The sequence below is a fragment of the Pantoea sp. CFCC18177 genome, from assembly GCF_059412425.1.
In genome coordinates this window covers 99,128-118,749 of record NZ_JBNBPL010000009.1, presented here as the reverse complement: position 1 = coordinate 118,749, position 19,622 = coordinate 99,128, and the positions used below count along the sequence as shown (strand labels likewise).

The window sequence follows — 19,622 nt, the reverse complement described above, 5'->3', positions numbered from 1 at the left end:
ACTGCTCCTTAAAAGGTTAACTGAACTTTCGCTGCACGGGTTTTGTCCCCGGCAAACTGCAATGCTGCATCGATGTCCTGCAAATCATATTCACCGCTGAACAACGGCAGTGGTTGTACTACGCCGGTCGCCAGCCACTCCACGGCGATGTTGAACTCGTGCGTGAAGCGGAAAGAGCCGACCAGCTGAATCTCTTTAGCAATCAGCGCCATAATCGGGAAGTTCGGGATGGTGCCGCCCATGCCGACCTGCACCAGCGTGCCTTTGGCGCACACCACATCCAGACAGCGCTGCAGTGAAGACGGATGGCCAGACGCTTCAAACGCCACATCGAAATAGCCTTTGTCCGCCAGATACGGCGTGAAATCGCCGTCGGCGGCATGGATCACCTCGCTCGCGCCCATCTGCAATGCCATGTTCAGTGAACGCTCACTGATATCGCTGCACACCACTGAAGCGGCACCGCGCGCTTTGGCGGCGGCGGCAATCAAGCAGCCAATCGGCCCCACGCCAGAGATAAATACGTGCATGCCGGTGAGATCGCCCGCCTGATGCGTAGCATGAATGCACACCGCCAGCGGCTCGGCAAACACCATCACCGTTTCATCAGCGTCCTGTGGGAAGGGAACACACTGCTTGCTGTCCACCACTTTGTATTGGGTGAAACCGCCATCCACATGCGGTACATACATGGCGCTGCCGAAGAAGCGCATGGAGGTGCACTGGTTTTCCTGGTCGCGCTGGCAGTATTTGCACTCGCCACAGGGTTTGGAAGGGTTGACCGCCACTTTCTGATCCTGCTTGAGGTTAGGATCATCACTTTCGACCACCTGACCGATGACTTCATGGCCGAGGATCATCGGCATTTTGACTTCAAAATTGCCGACCTTGCCTTCCTGGTAGTAGTGCAGATCAGAACCGCAGATGCCGCCGCGCGTAATCCGCACCAGCGTGCCTTTACCCTCCCACTTCACCTGCTGCTGCGCGACGCTGACCTGTTTTTTACCGGTGATCACGCAGGATTGTGTTTCGATATTCATGATTTCCCCATTTGGTGCTGTTGCAATGGCGCCATAACAACGGGATCCGCACGACAAAACTGTGAACCAGATCACTCAAAATCATGTTACGAAAAAGCTGTTACCTGGAACGTGAACTACTCGTGCTGAAGATGGAAGCTGGATCACTTTTTTCTGGCGAAAACCAAGAACGGTCTGGGGGATTAAGCGGGAACGGTTGTGCCATTATCGCCACACCCTCACCCGGGAATGTTGTTTAGATTGAATCTGACAGGAGTCATAACTATAGAGCTAATTCATTAGCCCGCATCTTCATGTTATTACAGGGCGCGCAGGTTTCTTCCCGTGCCTGGCGAAGGAGTCCGAACCTTTCGCTTGCGACTTGCCGCCCTGCTTTTTTTGAGGTTTCTCACAGCCTGAACGCCGCGAATTTCCATCCCGCCCTTTTCCCGCTACAGTTCACTCATCCGACCACTTTCTGAGACTGTGATCATGACTGAGCATTACGCCCACTTGTTTACCCCGCTTGATCTGGGATTTACCCAACTGAAAAACCGTTTTTTGATGGGCTCAATGCACACCGGGCTGGAAGAGCATACCGATGGTACTGAGCGCCTGGCGGCGTTTTATGCCGAGCGGGCGCGTGAAGGGGTGGCACTGATCGTGACGGGCGGTATCGCGCCGAATCCGCAAGGGGTGGGTGCGCAAGGGGGTGCCGTCCTTAACCTGGAAAGCCAGTGCGACTGGCACCGCACGCTCACCGATGCGGTGCATGCGGAAGGCGGTAAAATTGCCCTGCAAATTCTTCATACCGGACGCTACAGCTATCAACGCGATCTCGTGGCGCCTTCGGCGTTACAAGCCCCGATTAACCCCTTTACCCCGCGTGAACTCAGCGATGCGGAGATTCGGCAAACCATTGCGGACTTCGCGCACTGCGCCCGCTTAGCTCAGCAGGCCGGTTATGACGGCGTGGAGATCATGGGCTCGGAAGGCTATCTGATTAATCAGTTTTTGGTCGCGCACACCAACCATCGCGATGATCACTGGGGTGGCGATGTCGTGCGCCGTCGTCACTTTGCGCTGGCGGTGACCCAGGCGGTACGTGAAGCAGTGGGTAACGAGTTTATTATTATCTTCCGCCTGTCGATGCTCGACCTGGTGAATAACGGCAGCTCGCTGGAAGAGACGCTGACGCTGGCAAAAATGCTGGAACAGTGCGGCGTGACGCTGTTCAACAGCGGCATTGGCTGGCATGAAGCGCGCATTCCTACCATCGCCACCTGCGTGCCGCGCGCTGGATTCGCCTGGGTGACACAACACTTACGCGAAGCTGTGTCGGTACCGGTTATCGCCACCAACCGTATTAACCATCCGCAGGTGGCGGAAACGCTACTGCGCGATGGCGTCGCCGATATGGTGTCGATGGCCCGCCCCTTCCTCGCCGATGCGGCTTTTGTGCGCAAAGCACAAGCCGGGCAGCCCGATGCCATTAATACCTGCATTGCCTGTAATCAGGCCTGTCTCGACCAGATTTTTGTCGGCAAGGTCACCTCTTGCCTGGTCAACCCTCGCGCCTGCCATGAAACGCTGATGCCGATTGAGCCTACACAGCACCGCAAACAGATCGCGGTGGTGGGTGCTGGCCCCGCAGGCATGGCGTTTGCACTGCAGGCGGCGCAGCGCGGGCATCAGGTTACGCTGTATGAAGCCGATGCGCAGATTGGTGGGCAGTTTAATATCGCCCGGCAGATCCCCGGCAAACAGGAGTTCAGCGAAACGCTGCGCTATTTCCGCCATCAGTTGGAAGCCGCAGGCGTGGCGATCCATACGCAGCATCGTGTCTGTGCAGATGAACTGGAAAGCGCAGATGAGGTGGTGATTGCCACCGGTATTACGCCGCGCCAGTTGAGCATTCCGGGCATCGATCACCCCAGCGTGCTCAGCTATCTCGAGGTGATCCGCGATAAAAAACCGGTGGGACAACGCGTGGCGATTATTGGTGCCGGCGGTATTGGTTTCGATACCGCCGAGTTTTTGCTGCATCGAAATGAACATGAGGACTTCTACCAAAGCTGGGGCATCGATCGCAGCATGCAGGCGCGCGGCGGATTAGTTCGCCCGCAGCCGCTGGCAGCCGATCGGCAAATCTGGCTGTTACAGCGTAAGTCGGGTAAACCCGGTGCCGGACTGGCAAAAACCACCGGCTGGATCCACCGCGCCAGTTTGCAGGCACACGGTGTGCAGCTGTGGGGCGATGTGGAATATCTGAAGATTGATGATGAAGGACTGCATCTGCGCCATCAGGGCGAGGCGATCACGCTGGCGGTGGATAACGTGGTGATTTGTGCCGGTCAGGAACCGATGCGCCAGTTGGCGGATGAACTGGCCGCACGCGGTAAAGCAGTGCGGCTGATTGGTGGCGCGGATGTGGCGCAGGAGCTGGATGCTCGCCGCGCCATCGCTCAGGCGACTGAACTGGCGCTCAGCGTGTGATTAACGCAGTTTAACCGAGCGCAGCACCACAAATTTGGCATTGGACGCCACCAGCTCACAGTTGCCAAACAGCTTTTTCATTTTGACGTGATAACCGAGGTGACGGTTGCCAACAATGCGCAATTCGCCGCCATATTGCAGGCAACGTTTGGCATCGCGCAGCATTTGCCAGGCCAGATGATCGGTCACCGCGTGCTGCTGGTGGAACGGTGGATTACACAGCACGGCGTGCAGACGATCCGACGGGAAGCCACTCAGCACGTTGTTAACGCGGAACTGGCAGCGCGCCAGATCCTGCGGACGGTTCACTTCCACATTGAGCTGGCTGGACGCCACCGCCATGTAGGATTCGTCATAGAACAGCACCTCAGCGTTCGGGTTCTGCTCCAGCGCCAGTAAACCAATCACGCCGTTACCGCAGCCCAGATCGAGGATTTCACCTTCAATATCTGATGGCAGATGCTGCATAAAGAAGCGTGCGCCGACATCCAGCGAACCGCGTGAGAAGACGTTGGCGTGGTTATGGATCTGGTAAGACGAATCATCCAGTGGCCAAACCGTTGTGTCTGATACCTCCGGCAATTTCGGTTCCGTGAAGGTGCAATAAATCAGACGGGCTTTCTTCCACGCCAGTGACGTTTTGCTCTCACCGAGGATACGGTCAAACAGCTGTTGCGTGGAATTATGAATGTCTTTGGCTTTTGCCGCGCCGATGATCAGCGTATCAGGCGTGACCACTTTGCGCAGCGCACGCAGTTGATGCTCTAACAGCGCCAGCGCTTTCGGGATTTTGATCAGTACGGCGGCAGGCGCGGCCGGCAGTGGCGCCAGGCTATCGATAAAGTGCACCTGATCTTCATCCATTTCATTCAGACGCAGGTTCTGTTTTGCCGCCATCTGGCTGAGCCAGGAATCGCTCACGTGCCAGACTTCACGGTTGCCCAATCCACAGGTCAAGGCGCCAAAATTGTCGTTGAACACCAACACCGGTCCTTCTGGCAGGGCTTGCTGCAACAGGTATTCATCGGCGGAATCCCACGCCTGTAACGGGCTTTCTTCACGCATTGGCGGGAAGCGCTGCAACGTCAGCGTGCGATCGGTCAGTTCAAATTGGCTCATGGAATCTCCGGCGTGGTACACTTTGCGCGATTTTCGCCCTAAAAAGGGGGCGCAGTATACTGTCTTTCGTCGGGAATCCCAATGTCATTAATCTATCTGCAGGGTTACCCTGAAAACATCCTCGAACAGGTGCAGTTGCTGATTGATAATCAGCGATTAGGCAGCTTTTTGCAGGAACGTTATCCCGATACCCACGATGTAGTCAGCGATCGGGCACTTTACGAATACACCCAGGCGATGAAAAGCCGCTATATGCGCAGCGCGCCGCCAGTGAGCAAAGTGATTTGGGATAACAAAATCAAGGTGATGAAACATGCGCTTGGGCTGCACACTGCCATTTCACGCGTACAGGGTGGCAATCTGAAAGCCAAAGCCGAGATTCGCATCTCGACCTTCTTCCGCTTGGCGCCGGAGCCTTTTCTGCGCATGATCGTGGTGCACGAACTCGCGCACCTGAAAGAGAAAGAGCACGATAAAGCGTTTTATCAACTCTGCTGCCATATGGAACCGGATTACCACCAGCTGGAGTTTGATGCGCGCCTGTGGATGACAGACCAGGCGATGCGCGGCAACGCGGCTTAAAGAAACTCCTGCGCCTTCTGTATCAAGCTGGTTTTGGTCAGGGCGCCCATAAAACGGCGCTCCTGCGGGTTGTTCAGCACCGGCAAGCGCTCTAGCGTCACCCGCGCAAACGCCTCCCAGCCTTCTCGCATACTCTGATTCTGATAAATACACGGGAAGTTATCGTCCATCACACTGCTAACTGGCGAATCCAGGGTGATCTCCTGCGTCAGCACTTTGCGTGAGATATCGTGAATCGACACCACGCCAAGGAACTGCCCAACGCTGTTGATCACGTAGACATAGCGTTCACGTTTGAGCGAACTCACCGCCAGCGCCTGTCCCACTGACTCTTCCGGTTGCAGCGCCGCGCCGGGGATAATCAGCTGATCCACGCGCATATTATCGAAGTCGAATTTGGCTTCTGAACGACTAAAGTGATTGCTCACCACCGGATAGGTGCTGGCGGATTGCAGCCGGTACACCACCATCGAGGCCAGCACTGAGGCAATCATGATTGGGAACAGCAGGCTGCTGTTGAGCGTCATTTCCAGCACCATCAACATCGCCATTAACGGCGCCTGACTGACTGCTGCCAGCACCGCCGCCATGCCAATCGCCGCATACAGCAAGGTGTTACCTACCGGTATATGCAGCACTACGCCAATCTGCGCCAGTGCCACACCCAGCAACGCGCCTATCAGTAAAGAAGGGGTAAACAGCCCGCCCACCGCGTTCGATCCCACCGACAGTGTGGTCGCCAGGGTTTTCAGCACCAAGAGGCCCACCAATCCCGCCAGCACATAGTGACCATCGATGATTTTCACGATCACTTCGTAACCATTGCCCAGAATATCCGTGGAGATCAGCGCCAAAAAACCCACCGCTAAACCGCCTAACCCCAGGCGGGCGGGCAGAGATGAGATACGAGCAAACTGCGCTTTACTGCGTGCAATCAACTTAATCAGCAGCCAGCCCGCACCGCCCGCCACCAAACCAATCAGAATGGTCATCAGCAAGCTGCTGATATCCATCTGGAATAGCGCTTCGGAGAGCGGATAAAGCGCGCTGCGGAAACCCAATGACCACATGGTCATTACCGCCACCGCCGACGCGACAATCAACGGGATCAGCCGTTGTAAGGCCGAAATACCGAAGGCAATTTCAGCCACGAAGATCGCGGACGCTAAGGGAGCGTGATACACCGAAGAGAGCCCAGCCGCTGCAGCCATTGCTACGATATCGCTGTTACGCATCTGCGGAAACCAGCGTCCGATCAGACTGCCGCTCAGCGCCGACAGCTGCACCATCGGCCCCTCTTTACCGATCGAGGCGCCGCTGCCGATACTGGCAATCGATGACAGCGCACGGAACAGAGAGGTTTTGGTCGGCACCGCATCCAGACGGGCGTTGATCACTTCGAGGTAATCGGTTTTGACCGTTTCCTGTTTCTCGATCGCCACGGCAAAACGCAGGAAATAGCCCGCCAGCACCCCGCCTGCACCCACCAGCAGTGGCCAAAAGATCCACGGCCAGACGTGCATCGCCACGGTGATTTCGCTGTCGCTGTTAAACAGCAGACGGTTGATGAGATCAATCACGCCGCGAAAGGCGAGCGTCACCAGCGAGGCGACAAATCCCACGGGGATAGCGATTAACAGCGTGGTCCAGTTCAATGCATGTTTACTTCCACTCACCCACGCGTCCCCGTTTGCTGGTTAAGAAAATTGTGCCGCATCATCATATTGGAATGCGGATCGCATGATCAAATTTCGTCTGACGACCTTCCCGCTGAACATGCTACTCTGCCGCTTTACTGTTGCAGGAGAGCTAACCGTGATTCGTTTTGCCATTGTGGGAACCAACTGGATAACCCGCCAGTTTATCGACGCCGCGCACGAGACCGGCAAAATGAAGTTAAGCGGCGTCTATTCGCGTCAGCAATCCCAGGCTGATGCCTTTATCGCCGACTATCCCTGCACACTCACCTTCACATCGCTTGACACGCTGGCAGCCAGCCCGGAGATTGACGCGGTCTACATCGCCAGCCCGAATGCGCTGCATGCTGAACAGGCGATGCTGTTTATGTCGCACGGCAAACACGTGATTTGTGAAAAGCCGATGGCCTCAAACCTGCGTGAAGCCGAAGCGATGATCGCCTGCGCGCGTCAGCATCAGGTGGTGCTGTTTGAAGCCTTTAAAACCGCCAGCCTGCCTACTTTCCTGCAACTGCAGCAAACCCTGCCGCAACTCGGCAAGCTACGCAAAGCATTGATCAATTATTGCCAATATTCATCACGTTATCAGCGTTACCTCGACGGTGAAAACCCCAACACCTTTAATCCACGCTGGTCGAATGGTTCGATCATGGACATCGGATTCTACTGTCTGGCCGCAGCGGTGACCCTATTTGGCGAGCCACAAAAAGTGCAGGCACAGGCTTCACTGCTGGAAAGCGGCGTGGATGCACACGGCGTGGTGATACTGGGCTATGGGGATTTTGACGTCACTTTGCTGCACTCTAAAGTCAGCGACTCCCAGATCCCCAGTGAAATTCAGGGTGAGGCCGGTTCGCTGGTGATTGAGAAAATCTCTGAGTGCCAGCAACTGCGCTTTATCCCGCGCGGCGGTGAGAGCCAGACGCTGACGCAGCCCCAGCATACTAATACTATGCTGTATGAAGCCGAGACCTTTGCCCGTCTGGTTGAACAGCATCAGGTTGAACATCCGGCCTTGGAAACCTCACGTATCACGGCAAAACTGCTGACGGAAATCCGTCGTCAGACCGGTGTGGTGTTCCCGGCGGATCAGGTTAATCAGTAAATATTGCAAAATATTTCCACTCCCCCATTGTATCTGCTTGCGGTTGGACGTATGTTGAGCGCTGCAAAGGGGAGTAACTTGTTTACCCGAAATAATTCGATTTTCAGGAAGGCGGCAAGTACATGAACCCGCAGGAGCTTACTGAAGTAAGTGACTGAGGTGAATGCACGTAGCCAACGCACCTGCAATTTGAATTATGAAAGGTATTAGCTGATTGATCGTCATTACGATGCTAAACGCATCCGGTCGTCAGGCAACCCGGAATCGAATTCTGAGTTGTAAGTGAGACCTTGCCGGAAGGCGAGGTTTGCTTGCAGCTTAATAAAAGCGGCTAACGTCTTCTGACTTAGCCGTTTTTTATTTTCCGACAGGATACGACTATGCACTCTGTAGGCACACCACTACTCTGGGGCAGCTTCGCTGTTGTTGTGCTCATCATGCTGGCGATTGATCTCTTCTTACAGGGACGTCGCGGCGCTCAAACCATGTCATTCAAACAGGCGGCTATCTGGTCTCTGGTTTGGATCTCCATCTCCCTACTCTTCAGCGCGGCGTTCTGGTGGTACCTCGAAGGCACCGCGGGGCGTGAAGTGGCAACCGCACAAACCCTGGCTTTCCTGACCGGTTACGTGCTGGAAAAAGCGCTGGCGGTGGATAACGTCTTTGTGTGGCTGATGCTGTTTAGCTACTTTGCGATCCCGGCGCAGCTACAGCGTCGCGTCTTGATCTACGGCGTACTGGGCGCGATTGTGCTGCGTACCATCATGATCTTCGCGGGTAGTTACCTGGTGACGCAGTTCAGCTGGATACTGTACATCTTCGGTGCTTTCCTGCTGTTCACCGGCCTCAAAATGGCCTTTGCAAAAGAAGGCGATGATGCAGCGGTGGGTGATAAACCGGTAGTGCGCTGGCTGCGCAAACATCTGCGCATGACCGATAACCTCGAAGGAGAGAAGTTCTTTACCCGCAAAAACGGCGTGCTGTTTGCCACCCCGTTGCTGCTGGTGCTGATCATGGTGGAATTGAGCGATGTGATTTTCGCGGTTGATAGCATCCCGGCTATCTTCGCGGTCACCACCGATCCCTTTATCGTGCTGACCTCAAACCTGTTCGCGATCCTCGGCCTGCGTGCGATGTATTTCCTGTTAGCGAACGTGGCGGAACGTTTCTCAATGCTGAAATATGGCCTGGCGATAGTGCTGGTGTTTATCGGTATCAAGATGCTAATCGTCGAGTTCTATCATATCCCGGTTGGTGTCTCACTGACGGTGGTGGGTGTGATTCTGGGCGGCACACTGCTGATTAACGCCTGGGTTAACCACAGAAACGACCAGAAGGGCATCTCACCATAATCTGCTGCAGGGGCGATAGTCGCCCCTGCATTATTTTGCCAGATTAAACCTTCACCTTTTATCGCTCTGTCACACTTCCCATCATTAGCAGATCAAATAACCGATCCAGCCCATACAAACAGAATTATCTCTTTCCTCACCAGGACTTTTCCTTATACTCCGCCGGGCAAACCGTTAGGCGCGGAGCAACCGCGCACAACATTCATACCGCTATAAAAAGACCGAACTATGCAAAACAACTTTATTGGACGTCTGGGCGCGCTGTTCGCAGGAAGCCTGGTAAAACAAATCATGATTGGCCTGGTTGCCGGTGTGGCGCTGGCGTGGTTCTCACATGATGCCGCCTTGGCGGTGGGCCTGCTGGGTGAACTCTTTGTTCGCGCGTTGAAGGCTGTGGCACCGTTGCTGGTGCTGGTGCTGGTCATCTCTTCGATTGCCAATCACCAACAGGGGCAGAAAACCAACATCCGACCGATCGTGATGCTCTATCTGCTCAGCACCTTCTTTGCGGCGGTGGTCGCCGTAAGCATGAGCCATCTGTTCCCGCAAAACCTCTCCATGAAAGTGGGAGCGACCGAGATTTCCCCGCCGTCTGGCATTACTGAAGTGCTGCATGGTTTGTTGATGAGCATGGTGGCCAACCCGATTGAGGCGTTAATGAACGCCAACTACATCGGTATTCTGGTATGGGCCATCGGGTTAGGTTTGGCATTTCGTCACGCTAGCCCCAGCAGTAAGGCGTTTCTCAATGATGCCTCTCATGCGGCGACATGGGTGGTGCGCTGTGTGATTCGCTGTGCGCCATTGGGGATTTTTGGTTTGGTGGCTTCGATTCTGGCCTCAACCGGCTTCGAGGCCCTGCAGGAGTACGCCACACTGCTGGCGCTGTTGCTGGGATGCATGGCCATCATGGCGCTGATCGTCAACCCGATGCTGGTGTTTCAAAAGCTGCGCCGTAACCCGTATCCGCTGGTGTTTACCTGCATCCGTGAAAGTGGCGTGACCGCCTTCTTCACCCGCAGCTCTGCGGCCAACATTCCGGTGAATATGGCGATAGCTAAACGTCTGAATCTGGACGAAGACACTTACTCCGTCTCGATTCCTCTCGGCGCGACCATCAGTATGGCGGGCGCATCCACCACCATCACGGTGTTGACTCTGGCGGCGGTACATACGTTAGGGATTGCTGTGGATGTTCCCACCGCGATTCTGCTGAGTTTCGTGGCATCAATTTGTGCCTGCGGCGCGTCCGGTGTGGCGGGCGGTTCTCTGCTGCTGATCCCGGTGGCCTGCAACATGTTTGGCATCCCCAATGATCTGGCGATGCAGGTGGTGGCCATCGGCTTTATTATCAGCGTGTTGCAGGATTCGGCTGAGACGGCACTGAATTCGTCAACCGACATTCTGTTTACTGCGGCGGTATGTCAGGCGGAAGCGGAACGGGAACCGAGCACTGCATAATTTGTAAAATCGCTTCCTGCCTCCTGAGCGTATTTTGGCCGCCATGAATGGCGGCCCTACAATGGACAGATGCGATTTCGTGGGGTGCGCATTCAGGTACGAACGGGCACATGGGTAAGCAGTTATAGGTTGGTGAGAATATTGATGCCATCACTGGCCACAGCAATGACCATGCTAAAAGCCTCGTGAAGGCCAGCCCGAAGAGCAAAGCGTCCGCCGCCGGGAGCGGCGGTCGATCTGCATGGATGCGTGATTCCTTTGCGATCGGGCTGGCCTTTATGGGGCCGTGCACGATCCCCACAGCAACGTTAGGCAGACCAGCAAAAAGTGTTACCTGTGTGCCCGGTTTGCGCATTCATGCGCACCGGGGAATTTACAGCGTTACCCCACTCTTAAATATCGCTAACTCGCGGAAATCATTCGCTTCGTTACGCGCAGGCTTCCCGTTAGCAATTGCTACGATCATATCGACGAAGTCGGCCAACATCTCGGGCATGCTCATGCCATCAATCAACCGTCCGGCGTTAAAATCAATCCAGTGCGGCTTCTTCTCTGCCAACTGAGTGTTAGTGGCGATTTTCACCGTGGGTACAAAGCCACCATAAGGCGTGCCGCGACCCGTAGTGAACAGCACCATATGACAGCCCGCACCGGCCAAGGCACTGGTGGCTACCGCATCATTTCCCGGCGCACTCAACAGATTCAGGCCCGGCGTGTTGAGACGTTCCCCATATTTCAGCACGTCCACCACCTGGCTCTGGCCCGCTTTCTGCGTACAGCCGAGGGACTTTTCTTCCAGCGTGGTGATGCCGCCCGCTTTGTTCCCTGGCGACGGGTTCTCATAAATCGGCTGCTGGTGATCGATAAAGTAGCGCTTGAAGTCGTTGATCATCGCCACAGTTTTGTCGAAGGTGGCTTCATCCCGGCAACGGCTCATCAGAATGCGCTCTGCGCCAAACATCTCCGGTACTTCAGTCAATACCGTGGTGCCGCCGTTAGCAATCATTTGATCGGAGAAACAGCCCAACATCGGGTTAGCGGTGATGCCGGAGAAACCGTCGGAACCGCCACACTCCAGACCAAACTTCAGCTCGCTGAGTTTGCCCGGCTGGCGCTGATCTTCGCGCATCACGTTATACAGCGCATGCAGCCGCTCAAGTCCGGCTTCCACCTCATCGTCCTGCTTCTGACATTCCATAAACTGCACGCGGTCGCTGTCAAAGCCACCGAGGGTATCGCGGAACACATCCACCTGATTGTTCTCGCAGCCCAGGCCAATCACCAGCACTGCGCCAGCATTTGGATGACGCACCATGTTTTGCAGCATGGTGCGCGTGTTCTCATGGTCCTGTCCGAGCTGTGAACAGCCAAACGGGTGGCTGAACAGATGTACGCCATCAATCCCTTGCGCTTCATTGGTTTCTTTCATAAAGCGCGACAGGATTTGCCGGGCGATACCATTCACGCAGCCAACGGTTGGCAGAATCCATAGCTCATTGCGGATCCCCACCTCGCCACTGGCGCGTCGGTAAATCTGCACCTCACGGTCAGCCGCCTGGGGCGGAATCGTGAGGAATTCTGGCTGATACGCGTATTCATCCAGATCGCTCAGATTGGTGCGTGCGTTGCTGGAGTGAATGATTTCCCCCGCAGCAATTGGGCGCGTGGCATGGGCAATCGGCAAACCGTATTTGATCACCAGCGCATCGGTTGCCAGCGGTGTCAGCGCGAACTTATGGCCGCGCCCTACTTCATGCTGCAGCGTGATGACCTGATGATCGATTTCAACCTGGGTGTCAGCTGCTAAATCCCGCAGCGCCACCGCCACGTTGTCGCGTGAATGTATTTTTATCGCATCTTGCATAGCGTTATCTCAGTGGGTTCAACGCCGCCCGCATCCCGTGGACGATGATGTTTTGCAGGTGTTGGCTGATGGCGGCCACAAGTCCGGGCCGCTGAGTCAGATCTTCGCCCCAGTGTTGGCTGTTGCTCAGCACGGTCTGCACCAGCTGTTCTGGGGGCATTTTGTTTTGGTTTACGGCGGGCCACAGCTCAGCGAACTGCTGCAACCAGTGATCGTCATCCTGTAAAGGCCAGTGCTGCTCACCCTGTTCGCCACGGTAAAACGCCAGCAGCGCGGCAAACGCGAAGGTCAGGTGAGTTGGCCATTGCCCGGTTTGCTGCTGTGACAGCAACAGCGGCGGCAGCAAACGGGTGCGGAACTTGGTCATGCCATTGAGCGCAATCGAAAGCAACGCATGGCGAATAAACGGATTGCGGAAACGGCGCTGCACGGCATCGGCAAAGGCGTGAAGTTCATCGCGTGGCAGATCCAGCGTCGGGATCACCTCATCGCGCAACAGCGCGTCGACATAGCCAGCAATGGCAGCGTCATCCATCGCTTCGCCGACACTCTCCAGCCCCGCCTGAAACGCCACCGGTACCATGGCGGTATGCGCGCCATTGAGGATCGCCACCTTCTGCGCTTTGTAGGGCGTGATATCATCGACAAACTTCACCTCTGGCGCCAGATGATCCAACTTCAACTCCTGCGCCAGCGCATCTGGCCCCTGAATCACAAACTGGTAATAGACTTCACCCGCCACCAGATAGCGATCTTCATAGCCCAACTGCGCAGATATCGACGCGCTGTCGGCGGGATAACCGGTGACGATGCGATCCACCAGCGTGTTATAAAACGCGCAGTGATCCAGCACCCAGCGTGCAAACCCGGAGGGAAGCTGCCAGTGCTTGATGTAGCGCAACACCAAATCGCGCAGCGCATCGCCGTTATAATCGATTAACTCGCAGGGCACGATCAGCCAGCCCTTGTCTGCGGCACCAGCAAAGTGGTTAAAGCGTTCCCACAGCAATTGCGTCAGCTTGCCGGGAAAGGAGGAGGCGGGCGCATCCTCCAGACGATCCTGCTCAGCAAAGGCAATACCCGCTTCGGTGGTATTGGAAAACACATAGCGCATCTGCGGTGCGCGGGCCAGTGCGAGGAAATCGTCATAATGCTGATAAGGCTGGATCTCGCGATTCACGCTGCGGATCAAGCGGGTTTCACTGACCTGCTCACCCGCCGCATTCAGGCCACGGATCAGCGTGGTGTACAACCCATCCTGCTGATTCAGTGAATCCGCTACCACGCGATTGCGCGGCCGCACCACCACCACGCCCGCATCGGTATCCTGATGTTGATTGAGCCAGTCAAGTTGCCAGTCAATGAAGGCACGCAGGAAATTGCCTTCACCGAACTGAATAACGCGTTCGCTGTACTGCGCGCCGGGGAAGTCGTGACGGTTTAGCCGCTGCATCATCAGGCTCCTAACTCAATGCCGAAGTAATCACGGGCATTGTTAAAGCTGATGTTCTGCACCATCTGGCCCAGCAGCGCTTCGTCGGCAGGGGCTTCACCTCGTGCCACCCAATTGCCAATCATCTGGCACAGCAGACGACGGAAATACTCATGGCGCGTGTAGGAGAGGAAGCTGCGGCTGTCGGTGAGCATGCCGACGAAGCGGCTCAGTAAACCGATTTGCGCCAGCTGCGTCATTTGACGCTGCATACCATCCAGTTGATCGTTGAACCACCATGCTGAGCCAAACTGCATCTTGCCCGGCTCCCCTTCCCCCTGGAAATTGCCCGCCATAGTCGCCAGCACTTCGTTATCACGGGGGTTGACGCAATAAAGGATGGTTTTTGGCAGCGCATTATTGCGGTTCTGCGCATCCAGCAAGCGAGCCAGCGGGATCGCCAGCGGCGCATCGTTAATGGAATCGAAACCGACGTCCGGGCCAAGGATATCGAACTGGCGTTGGTTGGCATTACGCAGCGCACCGATGTGATATTGCTGCGCCCAGCCGCGGCGGGCATATTCGCTGCCCAGCCATACCAGCACCGCAGTTTTGAATTGCGCGACTTCCTGTTGTGATGGTGCGGTCCCTTGCAGACGGCGCGCCAGAATGCCATCCAGCGTGCTTTCATCCGCTTCGGCAAACAGCACCACATCCAGCGCGTGGTCGGAGATTTTGCAGCCGTGTGCGGCAAAATGATCGAGACGTTGGCTGAGGCCACGCAGCAGATCGTCAAAGCGCAGCACGTTGATATCCGTGACCTGCTCCAGACGCTGGATCCACGGCAGGAAGGTATCGAGTTCGATATTGAAGGCTTTATCTGGACGCCAGCTCGGCAGCACTTTCACGCTGAAACTGGCATCGTTCGCCAGCGTGCGGTGGTGCTGGAGATCGTCCAGAGGATCATCGGTGGTACCCACCATTTTCACCTTCATCTGCTGCATGATGCCGCGTGCGCTAAAGGCATCCTGAGCCAGTAATTCGTTGCACTGCTGCCAGATGCGATCTGCGCTTTGCTCATTCAAAAGCACATCAGTAATACCAAACGGACGGCGAAGTTCGAGGTGCGTCCAGTGATACAGCGGATTCCCAATAGTATGTGGCACCGTGCGGGCCCAGGCGTTGAACTTATCCTGATCGCTGGCTGCGCCCGTGCACAGTGCTTCCGGCACGCCGTTGGCACGCATCGCCCGCCACTTGTAGTGATCGCCCTTCAGCCAGATGTCATAGAGGTTGGTGAAGCGATAATTTTCGGCAATCTGCTGCGGGGGTAAATGACAGTGATAGTCGAAAATCGGCTGATCTTTGGCGTAGTCATGGTACAGACGACGGGCGAACTCGCTATCGAGGAGAAAATCTTCACTCATAAAACGCGACATACCTGCTTCCTCATGTTTGGTGCCTGTTGGCTTCTGACTCAAAGTTATCATACCAATTTTGCAAATCGGCAAAATTGTTTGCGATGCATCTCACAATAATGACAGTTTCACTGTGGGTATATGGACGAAATAGCCAGCATTAATGCACTAACCTGCTGTTGTAGCGGCTTTTTAAATGAACTCACACGGCATGCAGGGTTTTTGTGATGGCATTCAACTTTTAAAGTTGTATAACAAGTTAACCTCTCGCCTCGTTGATGCCGATCGTAATGGCACAGCGCATAACAACAAGGCGGCGGGTCTGCTCGTCAAGGCCGCCCGAGTGCGCACAGCAGTGCGCCTGACTCTTTAATGGCAAGCATTACGACAGACTGGAAGAGGTTAATGATGCGTAAGATCAAAGGGCTACGCTGGTACATGATTGGGCTGGTGACGCTGGGCACCATACTCGGCTACCTCACGCGCAATACCATCGCGGTTGCCGCACCCACGCTGGAAACCCAGCTTGGCATTACCACACAACAATACTCGTATATCGTTGCCGCCTATTCGGCGTGCTACACCGTGATGCAGCCCGTGGCCGGTTATGTGCTGGACTTACTGGGTACCAAAATCGGCTATGCGGTATTCGCCGTGCTGTGGGCAATCTTCTGCGCGGCCACGGCGATGGCGGGCAGCTGGGGCGGTTTTGCGCTGGCGCGCGGTGCGGTCGGTGCAGCGGAAGCCGCAATGATTCCTGCGGGCCTGAAAGCCAGTAGCGAATGGTTCCCGGCGAAAGAGCGTTCCGTCGCGGTGGGCTACTTTAACGTGGGTTCGTCGATAGGAGCGATGCTGGCACCGCCGCTGGTGGTGTGGGCGATTATGGCACACAGCTGGCAAATGGCGTTTATCATCACCGGCGTGTTGAGCATGGTGTGGGCACTGTGTTGGCTGGTGTTTTATAAGCATCCAAAGCAACAAACCAAGCTGAGTGAAGAAGAGCGTCATTACATTATCGCGGGACAGGAAGTACAGCATCAGACTGGCAACAACAGCAAAATGTCCGCCCGCCAGATTCTGCGCAACCGCCAGTTTTGGGGTATCGCTCTGCCGCGCTTCCTTGCAGAACCAGCCTGGGGCACGTTTAACGCGTGGATCCCGCTGTTTATGTTCAAAGTTTATGGCTTCAATTTGAAAGAGATCGCTATGTTTGCCTGGATGCCGATGCTGTTCGCGGACCTGGGCTGTATTGTCGGCGGATATTTGCCACCACTGTTCCAGCGCTGGTTTGGCGTCAACCTCATCGTCTCACGTAAACTGGTCGTCACCATGGGCGCAGTGCTGATGATTGCGCCGGGCACCATCGGCTTGTTTACCAGCCCTTATGTCGCGATTGGATTATTGTGTGTCGGTGGTTTTGCTCATCAGGCCCTGTCTGGCGCGCTGATTACTCTCTCTTCCGATGTGTTTGGGCGTAATGAAGTGGCAACCGCCAACGGTTTGACCGGCATGGCAGCCTGGACCGCCAGCACATTGTTTGCTCTGGTGGTCGGCGCACTGGCCGATACCTTAGGCTTTAGCCCACTGTTCGCCGCACTGGCCGTGTTTGATTTGCTGGGTGCCTGCGTTATCTGGACGGTACTGAAAAATCAACCGGTGTCTGAACTGGATGATGCGCACATGGCGCAACCGGCCACCGCGCGCAGTTAATCCCCTCGGGCTGGTGTCTGCCAGCCCATTTCCTCCGTTCCGCCAAAGTGGTATAACAACTCAACCTCCACCACTACAGCGAACCGCGCAATGGATCTGAACGAATCCCGTCGTCTTTACCAACAACTCGCCAGTGAACTCAAACGCCGGATTGAAGCAGACGATTATCGCGTGGGCGATAAACTGCCTGCTGAACGTTTGATCGCTGAAGAGATGGAAGTCAGCCGTACGGTGGTGCGTGAAGCGATCATTATGCTGGAAGTGGAAGGTTACGTTGAAGTGCGTAAAGGCTCAGGCATTCACGTCGTCAGCAATCAGCAGCAGAATCGTGAAACCACCCCGAGCCAGTTGGAATTTGCCAGCTTTGGACCCTTCGAGCTGCTGCAAGCCCGCCAGCTGATTGAGAGCAACGTGGCCGAATTCGCCGCCACGCAAGTCACGCGTCAGGATATTATGGCGTTGATGGCGATCCAGGAAAAAGCGCGTCATGAAGATCACTCACGTGATTCCGAATGGGATATGCATTTCCATGTGCGTATTGCGCAATCCACACAAAACAGTGCATTAGCCGCGATTGTTGAAAAGATGTGGCTGCACCGCCTGCACAACCCCTATTGGCTGAAACTGCACGAACATATCGATGCGCGCAATATCACCAGCTGGTGCGACGATCATGACCAGATTTTGAAAGCACTGATGCGCAAAGATCCCGCCGCCAGCAAGCTGGCAATGTGGCAGCACCTGGAAAATACTAAACAGATGCTGTTTAACGCCACAGCCGATGATTTTGAATTCAATGTTGACCGTTACATGTTTGCGGAAAATCCCGTCATCCTGCCGGAAGGTAGTGACAATTCACATTGATTCTGCTGCATTTCCAGGCGAATTAGTCAGTTAATCTGCAATAATGTCAGCTCATGTAAAGCTCCTTTTGACCATCTGCGTCAAAAGGTAAAACTCCTGTACGGCAGCCACTTTACACTGTCTGACTAGCGTGATTTTTGTTACAGTTATCGCCCTTTTCTTACCCTTTGCGACAGGGCTTTAAAAAGTCGCTGATTTAACAATCTATTCTGGATGGATCCGGAAACCCCGCATGGGCTGCATACCTAAAATGTATAACCAAACCAGCCTGCGCCTCAGCCCCTCACGGGCACGTTTAACAATGATGTTCAGGAACGATTGATGGATATTTTGAAAGCATTGCTGCATGCCCTGTGGCAGCAGGATTACGAAATGCTCTCCGACCCCACGCTGGTGTGGGCCATATACGGTTTGCTGTTCATGATCCTGTTTCTGGAGAACGGCCTGCTACCTGCCGCATTTCTTCCCGGTGATAGCCTGTTAATTCTTGTTGGCGTGTTAATCGCCAAAGGCACCATGGGTTTCCCGTTAACATTGCTGGTGCTGACCACCGGCGCCAGCCTCGGTTGTTGGGTGAGTTATATACAGGGCCGATGGCTCGGCAACACCCCCACCGTGCAAAAATGGCTCTCACATTTACCCGCGCAATATCATCAGCGCGCCCATAAATTATTCCACCGCCACGGCTTATCGGCGCTGTTGATCGGCCGCTTTATTGCCTTTGTGCGTACGCTGTTGCCTACCATTGCCGGGCTCTCTGGCTTGAGCAATGCGCGTTTCCAGTTCTTCAACTGGGTGAGCGGCTTCTTGTGGGTGCTGATCCTAACCGTGCTCGGCTTTGCGCTGGGTAAAACCCCGATTTTCCGCCGCTACGAAGATGAGCTGATGTTCTGCCTGATGCTGCTGCCGTTAGTGTTGCTGGTGATTGGGTTGGTGGGTTCTCTGGTTGTACTGTGGCGTAAACGCCAGGCATCACGTAATGGGAATTCACAGTCATGATCAAGTTGCGTGGATTCCCCAAGCGCATAGTGCCTTGGGTATTTGCCGGTGCGTTGGCAGTGCTGACCGTGATTTTTGCGCCTTCGTTACTGCAACATGAAGCCGTGGTGCAAATCCGTGTTGCTCATAGCGGCACCAATTTGCCCGATGGTTTTTATCTTTATCAGCAACTCACCGCGCAAGGCGTACGTATCAAAAGTATTACGCCTTCTGGCGATGCGCTAGTGATTCATTTTGAGAATGAAGAGCAGAGTTTAGCGGCACAGAAAGTGCTGCGACGCCTGCTGCCACAAGGGTTCGTGGTGGCCAGTGGGCCACAAGCTTCGCAGCAGGTTCCTGACGCCAATCGTCCCACTTACAGCTAACATTCCTCCGTCTGGCGATAAGCCAGACGGTGAATCAATCCTCGCTATCCCCGCGTCTTCTTTGAATTTTTTCGTCCGATGTCTATCCTTAAGGAAGCGTGCGTTATGACAAGCTGGGATGCCATTCCTGCCCGGTTTG

15 protein-coding genes are annotated in these 19,622 nt (G+C 55.1%); 9 read left to right on the top strand and 6 right to left on the bottom strand.

The annotated features are described in order from the left end of the window. Window positions 1-8: 8 nt before the first annotated feature. Window positions 9-1,040 carry an L-idonate 5-dehydrogenase gene (gene idnD / locus ACPUC8_RS11700; protein WP_494926345.1) on the bottom strand — a complete coding sequence of 344 codons (1,032 nt, stop codon included), beginning with the start codon at window positions 1,038-1,040 and terminating at the stop codon, window positions 9-11. A 471-nt stretch (window positions 1,041-1,511) separates the two neighbouring features. Here idnD and ACPUC8_RS11695 point away from each other — a divergent pair, with 471 nt between their 5' ends. Continuing rightward, a complete protein-coding gene (locus ACPUC8_RS11695) occupies window positions 1,512-3,515 on the top strand; it encodes an FAD-dependent oxidoreductase (protein WP_494926344.1) in 2,004 nt (667 codons plus the stop codon). Here ACPUC8_RS11695 and rlmG read toward each other — a convergent pair whose 3' ends face one another. After that, complete coding sequence (gene rlmG, locus ACPUC8_RS11690; protein WP_039328489.1) at window positions 3,516-4,634, bottom strand: 23S rRNA (guanine(1835)-N(2))-methyltransferase RlmG; 1,119 nt, start codon at window positions 4,632-4,634, stop codon at window positions 3,516-3,518. A gap of 81 nt (window positions 4,635-4,715) precedes the next feature. On the opposite strand from rlmG, the gene ACPUC8_RS11685 reads away from it, so the two are divergent. Continuing rightward, the gene (locus tag ACPUC8_RS11685; RefSeq protein ID WP_494926343.1) at window positions 4,716-5,216 is read left to right on the top strand and encodes a M48 metallopeptidase family protein; all 501 of its coding nucleotides are present in this window, start codon (window positions 4,716-4,718) and stop codon (window positions 5,214-5,216) included. Here the strand turns inward: ACPUC8_RS11685 and ACPUC8_RS11680 are convergent. Next, the gene (locus ACPUC8_RS11680) at window positions 5,213-6,892 is read right to left on the bottom strand and encodes a chloride channel protein (protein WP_039328487.1); all 1,680 of its coding nucleotides are present in this window, start codon (window positions 6,890-6,892) and stop codon (window positions 5,213-5,215) included. The two genes, ACPUC8_RS11685 and ACPUC8_RS11680, sit on opposite strands and share 4 nt — an antisense overlap. A 139-nt stretch (window positions 6,893-7,031) precedes the next feature. Here ACPUC8_RS11680 and ACPUC8_RS11675 point away from each other — a divergent pair, with 139 nt between their 5' ends. From ACPUC8_RS11675 to sstT, 3 genes are all read left to right on the top strand, one after another. Next, window positions 7,032-8,018 carry a Gfo/Idh/MocA family protein gene (locus ACPUC8_RS11675; RefSeq protein ID WP_494926409.1) on the top strand — a complete coding sequence of 329 codons (987 nt, stop codon included), beginning with the start codon at window positions 7,032-7,034 and terminating at the stop codon, window positions 8,016-8,018. Window positions 8,019-8,398: 380 nt separating this feature from the next. Next, window positions 8,399-9,370, top strand: coding sequence for a TerC family protein (locus ACPUC8_RS11670; RefSeq protein WP_039336760.1), 972 nt, complete (start codon window positions 8,399-8,401; stop codon window positions 9,368-9,370). 228 nt (window positions 9,371-9,598) lie between these two features. Beyond that, entirely contained in the window at window positions 9,599-10,831 is a 1,233-nt protein-coding gene (sstT, locus tag ACPUC8_RS11665) for a serine/threonine transporter SstT (protein ID WP_039336762.1), read from the top strand. A gap of 373 nt (window positions 10,832-11,204) precedes the next feature. Here sstT and ACPUC8_RS11660 read toward each other — a convergent pair whose 3' ends face one another. The 3 genes from ACPUC8_RS11660 to uxaC are packed head-to-tail and all read right to left on the bottom strand — an operon-like array spanning window position 11,205 to window position 15,566. Beyond that, window positions 11,205-12,695, bottom strand: coding sequence for a UxaA family hydrolase (locus ACPUC8_RS11660; RefSeq protein WP_494926342.1), 1,491 nt, complete (start codon window positions 12,693-12,695; stop codon window positions 11,205-11,207). Window positions 12,696-12,699: 4 nt separating this feature from the next. Next, window positions 12,700-14,148: a tagaturonate reductase gene (locus tag ACPUC8_RS11655; protein WP_494926408.1), complete on the bottom strand. Its 1,449-nt coding sequence runs from the start codon at window positions 14,146-14,148 to the stop codon at window positions 12,700-12,702. A gap of 2 nt (window positions 14,149-14,150) precedes the next feature. Then, window positions 14,151-15,566 (bottom strand): glucuronate isomerase, encoded by a 1,416-nt coding sequence (gene uxaC / locus ACPUC8_RS11650; RefSeq protein ID WP_039336768.1) that lies wholly within the window; start codon window positions 15,564-15,566, stop codon window positions 14,151-14,153. A gap of 387 nt (window positions 15,567-15,953) precedes the next feature. Between uxaC and ACPUC8_RS11645 the strand changes: the two genes are divergently transcribed. From ACPUC8_RS11645 to mzrA, 4 genes are all read left to right on the top strand, one after another. Continuing rightward, window positions 15,954-17,255, top strand: a complete 1,302-nt coding sequence (locus ACPUC8_RS11645; protein WP_039336778.1) for an MFS transporter — start codon at window positions 15,954-15,956, stop codon at window positions 17,253-17,255. Between the two features lie 90 nt (window positions 17,256-17,345). Then, window positions 17,346-18,119, top strand: coding sequence for a transcriptional regulator ExuR (gene exuR / locus ACPUC8_RS11640; RefSeq protein ID WP_039336770.1), 774 nt, complete (start codon window positions 17,346-17,348; stop codon window positions 18,117-18,119). Between the two features lie 321 nt (window positions 18,120-18,440). Further along, window positions 18,441-19,118: a DedA family protein gene (locus tag ACPUC8_RS11635; protein ID WP_039336772.1), complete on the top strand. Its 678-nt coding sequence runs from the start codon at window positions 18,441-18,443 to the stop codon at window positions 19,116-19,118. Further along, a complete protein-coding gene (gene mzrA / locus ACPUC8_RS11630) occupies window positions 19,115-19,483 on the top strand; it encodes an EnvZ/OmpR regulon moderator MzrA (protein ID WP_494926341.1) in 369 nt (122 codons plus the stop codon). Before ACPUC8_RS11635 ends, mzrA begins: the two co-directional genes overlap by 4 nt. Window positions 19,484-19,622 lie beyond the last annotated feature (139 nt).